Below are 5,099 nucleotides of genomic sequence, written 5' to 3'. Positions count from 1 at the left end.
GATGTTTTCTTATTGATAAAGTGAATTTATAGTGGTAATCTGACGTAAATCAGTTACTAGTAATAGAAATAAAACGCCTTTTCAATTAGGTATAATTTGACGTTTAACAATAGAGCTAGCACATATACGCGCTGCGGCCGCTGAAATACCATTAACACTTAATGATATTTCGATATTTCCGGATTTAGGGGAAACAATTCCTGTTTTAATTCGCGCAAATGAGTTAAATAACATGGGTGGAAAGTTTGTTTGGACCGGAAATTCGTTTCCAGCAGGAGATTTCAGCTTAAGAAATATTGATAAATCTAGATACAAACTTATTAACAAAGAAAATGCGAAAGAAATTACAGAAATGGATGAGATGCAGGCTTTTCGTGAAATTCATAACGGAGCAATTTATATGCACGGTGGCATCCAGTATCAGGTTATAAAACTTGATTTGGAAAGTAAAACTGCATTCGCTATATTGTTTAATGGAAACTATTATACAATGCCTGGAGGCAGCACGAATATAAGGATTATTCAAGGAAGTAAGGATATGGATTATAAGCGTGTCAAAGTTGCTTTTGGTGATGTGAATGTTGATGAAATAGTTTATATGTATAAAAAACTGCAATTTCACAATCATCAAAACTTAGGTTTCCAGCAGTTAGAAAAACCATTATCAAAGGATTATGATACGGAAAGTACTTGGATAAAAATTCCTGATAATGTTGTAAAGGTATATAGGAAAATGCTCAAGGAAAGCCCTAGTGGTAAGATCCTAAGAAACAATCATTTTGAAGGTTTGTGTTATGTTATTAAAAATGTGGCAATGATGACGACAATGACTGAGCGAGAAGATATCGGAGCTACAATGTCCAATAGTGCAATAGAAATAAATGAAAATTTTATGGATGATGTATATATGTTTATTTATGATAAGTATATAGGAGGACTCGGTTATGCAGAAAAAGTATTTGATTTAATTTCGCAAATTATTGATGATGCAATAAAGCTCGTGGGTGGATGTAAATGTGAGAGTGGTTGCGCGGCATGTATCGGAGATTATAAATTAGATAAAGGCATGATTCTGTGGGGACTAAAAAATTTAGTAGAAGAAATAAAGGCTCCGAAAGATATTAAAATAGTGGAATATGCTCCTTCAACATTTATTGAAAAACCATTTCAATTTGGTATGTTACAAGAAAAGTGGAAAGATTTTTGCAAATATATTCAGGAAAATGGAGACTCATTTGCAACATTTCTAAGTACAATTACTGAAGTGGAGATAGACAATCATATTTTAACCTTAGTTTTGCATAACGCTTTTTATAAAGAATGGGTAATGGAAGAAAGCAATAAAAGAAGTTTAAGAAATATTATTGTTTTTAATACAGATGCTCCAGAGGGGTTTGAATTAAAAATTAGACTTGAAGAGACGAGCGATGATGTGGCAAAGGTGAAAAGTAAATTACAAAGAAGATACGAAAATCTTGTTGAATAGGGGGATTACATGCATTATGAGAAAGAATTAGACAGACTAAATGAATACCAAAAGGAAGCAGTATTAGATGAAAGTAATGCATGTGTTGTAAATGCAAATGTTGGAAGCGGGAAAACTACAGTCTTAATTTCAAAAATTATGTATCTTCACTATGTAAAAAACATTAGCTATAGGGATATGATTGTATTGACGTTTACTAACAAAGCGGCGAATGAAATTAAAGAAAGATTAATCAGTTCAGAAGGCAGCATACCAATGTATGAATTAGAGGGATTTGGAACGTTTCATAGTGTTGCACTTCATTTGCTAAAAGATATATTGGCTGTTGAAAAAATTGGATATACAAAAGATTTTCTTGTAATAGAGCCAGATGAAGAATTAGATATTGCTATGCAAATAATTCGAGAAGAAAAGCTTCTCATTAAATATAAAAATCGATTAAAAAAACGACTGGAGCAAGTTATGTCTATTGTGAAAGAGGAGCAAAAGATTTCACGATATAATGATGAGATATTTAAGCTGGTTGCGCTACTGAAAGAAGAAAAAATAAGACAAAACAAAATGGCATTTTCAGATTTGTTGCAAAATGCAAATATTTTATTAGATGATTATAAGATAGAAAGGTCGTGGATTATAATTGATGAGGTTCAGGACAGCGACAAACAACAGCTTTATTTCATTGATAAATTAAAGAGTCTAAATACTAAATTATTTGCCGTGGGTGACCCAAATCAGATTATATATAGTTGGCGTGGAAGTGCGCTAAGTGTGTTTTATACATTAAAGCATAAATATGACGCAAAAGAGTTGTCACTTCCAATTAATTACCGCTCTAGCAGTTCAATATTAGAGGTGGCAAAATGTTTTTTGCAAAGTGGAAGCAGTTTAATAGGAATACGGGAACCGGGAAGTAAAATTGTAGTAAAAAATCAATATAATCCATTCAATGAAGCCTGTTATTTGGTAGATAAGATTCACGAAATACATAAGTTAGGGGTGCCATATAACGAGATTGCTGTTTTTTACCGTATGCAGAATCAGTCTAAGGTTTTCGAAGATGTATTTTTGAAAAATGAGATTCCGTATGAAGTGTCAATGAAAAAAACGATACGTGATATACCTGTGTTAAATTGGGTGATTAAACTATTGCGTTTTTCGGTAAATAAAAATGATGTTTCATCTGGAATCTATGTTCTTAGTAATAAGAATTATGGAGAAAAAATAACAGAGTTGCGAGCAGGGGAAATAGTCAAAGAGCAATATATAGATAAGTCAAAGCTATTTACAAAAATGAAGGAGTTCGCCTCCGAATGCGCGGGGGTTAAAAAGTCAGTGGAGATTTACAATTATTTTGAATTTGATAAGTATATAGGGCCAACTGCGTCTACCTACAGGGAAGATAAAGACTCAATCTGTACTTTGCTTGATATTATTATGGAATATGTGAAGGAAAAGAAAATGATGTTTCTAGATGGTCTTACAAATTTTATAAATTCATCTGCATTATATGGCGTGAATATATTACAAAAGAATATAAATAGTGCAACAAAATCTGTAAAGCTCATGACATTACATGCGTCTAAGGGATTAGAGTTTTCATATGTGTTTATTACAGGTATTAATTATGGGCTAATTCCTTTGCAAACTAGAGATATGGATGGAGAAGAAGAGGAGCGAAGATTATTTTTTGTGGGAATTACAAGGGCAAAAGATTATCTGGAACTTTCCTATTATACAAATCCGGAATATCACAGGGCAATGCCAGGGGAAAGCAGATATATTAATATGATTCCACAACAACTAATTCAAAGGGATGAGGTTAAAAGCGAAGTTGTGAACTTACATGAACTTAAGAAACAAATTCAGGAGGCAAAAACAGAAGAGAAGAAAGAAGCATCATTGGAACCTGTAAATCAAATGTCTATAAAACAGGTTAATCATATTAAATATGGAATAGGAAAAGTGCTTAAAGATGATGATACAATGATTGAAGTAGAATTTAAAAATTATGGAGTGAAAGAATTTATTAAAGCGTTTAGTGAACTGGAATTTTTATAAATATGTGAAGATTTTCATTACGGGTTGGACAATAATGTGTTATAATTTTATGAAATAGATTATTATTTGTTAAGAAATTTTTAAAGAAATGGGGAGATAAAGTGGAAGAAACAAACGAATTAATAGGAATGAATATGGATGAAGGTGCAGAAATAGTGTCAGCTGACACCACAAATGAAACACCAAATGAAACTAAGAATGAAAAATTCATCCGTCTTGCGGTATATAGAGTAAATAAGATTATGACTGCAGTAAGTAGTCTTGATAAGTTACATAATGGAAATACATATGAGTATACGGATGAGCAAGTTAACGCTATGTTTGAAAGTTTGGAAAATCAACTTGCAGAAGTTAAAGGTCATTTTGGAAATACGAAAGTGCAAGAAGTTAAATTTTCTTTTGGTGCAAAAGCTGAATAAATTTTATTAAAGATAAGAACTGTTTCTAATATATAGAAACAGTTCTTATCTTTTTAAAATAACATTTGAATCTAGATTTCTTGGCTTACCAATATCTAAGCCCAAAATGAATTAGACTATATTTTATAAAGTGGTTATAATAAATTATGGTATGATTTCACTAAACAATTTAGGAGGACAGCAAAAGATGAGTAACTTACTAAAATTTGAAAAGTCTTATATATATAAAATAGAACTTATTGCATTGGAAGAAGATAATTACAGTTTTGTAAGGGGAAATATGGAGCCAGAACAATTTAGCAAGCTGGTATTTTTTCTTAATGAAAAACTAAGAGATATGTTAAATGGCGCGTCACTAACTCCGGTAGATATTGCTGAGTTATTGGAAAGGTTTTATGGATTTAAACAAGTCGACGGAAAAGGCAAGAGAATGGATGCTAATATAGAGCTTGCAGAAAATTGGGAAAGATATGATCTGCTTTATGATGATATTATTAATGATAGTATTTATTATGCTGATGGAATAGAAGAAGCGTTGAAAGATATTGTATTTGACATAGTATATTCTAATCCAACAATATTTTATGAAAAATTCATGGAACTTGCTATAGAAAAAGGTGGAGTATCATATATTCCTGTTCCAATTAGAATTATTGATGAGGTAAAAAAGGCAAAAGAAGAAGCAGGATTACCTATATAAAAAAATATTTAGGTTACCTTTCATATCAAGGGTGGCAAGGAGAACGTTTTTTACCTCGGTTTGATATAAACTCTCTAAACTTGAAATAACCCAGCCTTCATCTCTATGAATTTGATTTAGCTCCTTAGAAATAATTTTACCTTCCTAGGCAAGTTAAAAGGTTCTGTTTGAATTGGAGGGATGAAGGAGTAATCGGTTCATATTTTGGTTGTAAAAAAACAGAAATTTTCCCATCAGCTTCCCAAATTGCTAGAGCCACCTTTTTCACGTCATCTACTTTTTCTTCACGTAATTCTTCTAATAAAACATCAATTGTTATTCTTGCTTGTTAAACGTCAAATTATACCTAATTGAAAAGGCGTTTTATTTCTATTACTAGTAACTGATTTACGTCAGATTACCACTATAAATTCACTTTATCAATAAGAAAACATCA

At 31.5% G+C, this 5,099-nt stretch carries 6 protein-coding genes; 4 read left to right on the top strand and 2 right to left on the bottom strand.

The window, feature by feature from the left end; genetic code table 11:
* Positions 1–81: 81 nt before the first annotated feature.
* Positions 82–234, bottom strand: coding sequence for a hypothetical protein (locus tag KPL55_RS26195; RefSeq protein WP_246599837.1), 153 nt, complete (start codon positions 232–234; stop codon positions 82–84).
* On the opposite strand from KPL55_RS26195, the gene KPL55_RS25100 reads away from it, so the two are divergent.
* The 4 genes from KPL55_RS25100 (at position 233) to KPL55_RS25085 (ending at position 4,663) form a co-directional block, all read left to right on the top strand.
* Entirely contained in the window at positions 233–1,486 is a 1,254-nt protein-coding gene (locus tag KPL55_RS25100) for a Zn-binding domain-containing protein (RefSeq protein WP_246599835.1), read from the top strand. The two genes, KPL55_RS26195 and KPL55_RS25100, sit on opposite strands and share 2 nt — an antisense overlap.
* Before the next feature lie 9 nt (positions 1,487–1,495).
* Complete coding sequence (locus KPL55_RS25095) at positions 1,496–3,544, top strand: ATP-dependent helicase (RefSeq protein WP_216309488.1); 2,049 nt, start codon at positions 1,496–1,498, stop codon at positions 3,542–3,544.
* Positions 3,545–3,645: 101 nt separating this feature from the next.
* The gene (locus KPL55_RS25090; protein ID WP_312887395.1) at positions 3,646–3,963 is read left to right on the top strand and encodes a hypothetical protein; all 318 of its coding nucleotides are present in this window, start codon (positions 3,646–3,648) and stop codon (positions 3,961–3,963) included.
* A 187-nt stretch (positions 3,964–4,150) separates the two neighbouring features.
* On the top strand, positions 4,151–4,663 hold the full coding sequence (locus tag KPL55_RS25085; RefSeq protein ID WP_216309487.1) for a hypothetical protein: 513 nt from the start codon (positions 4,151–4,153) through the stop codon (positions 4,661–4,663).
* Between the two features lie 136 nt (positions 4,664–4,799).
* Here the strand turns inward: KPL55_RS25085 and KPL55_RS26190 are convergent, their stop codons facing one another.
* Entirely contained in the window at positions 4,800–4,931 is a 132-nt protein-coding gene (locus tag KPL55_RS26190) for a DUF421 domain-containing protein (protein ID WP_312887394.1), read from the bottom strand.
* Positions 4,932–5,099: the final 168 nt, after the last annotated feature.

This window comes from Clostridium lacusfryxellense (assembly GCF_018861735.1).
Classification (GTDB): domain Bacteria; phylum Bacillota; class Clostridia; order Clostridiales; family Clostridiaceae; genus Clostridium_AD; species Clostridium_AD lacusfryxellense.
This window is presented reverse-complemented; position numbering and strand designations above follow the sequence as displayed.

Coding starts and splice junctions, on each gene's coding strand:
- KPL55_RS25085 (WP_216309487.1), top strand. CDS start 4,151: ATGAGTAACTTACTAAAATTTGAAAAGTCTTATATATATAAAATAGAA.
- KPL55_RS25095 (WP_216309488.1), top strand. CDS start 1,496: ATGCATTATGAGAAAGAATTAGACAGACTAAATGAATACCAAAAGGAA.
- KPL55_RS25100 (WP_246599835.1), top strand. CDS start 233: ATGGGTGGAAAGTTTGTTTGGACCGGAAATTCGTTTCCAGCAGGAGAT.
- KPL55_RS26195 (WP_246599837.1), bottom strand. CDS start 234: ATGTTATTTAACTCATTTGCGCGAATTAAAACAGGAATTGTTTCCCCT.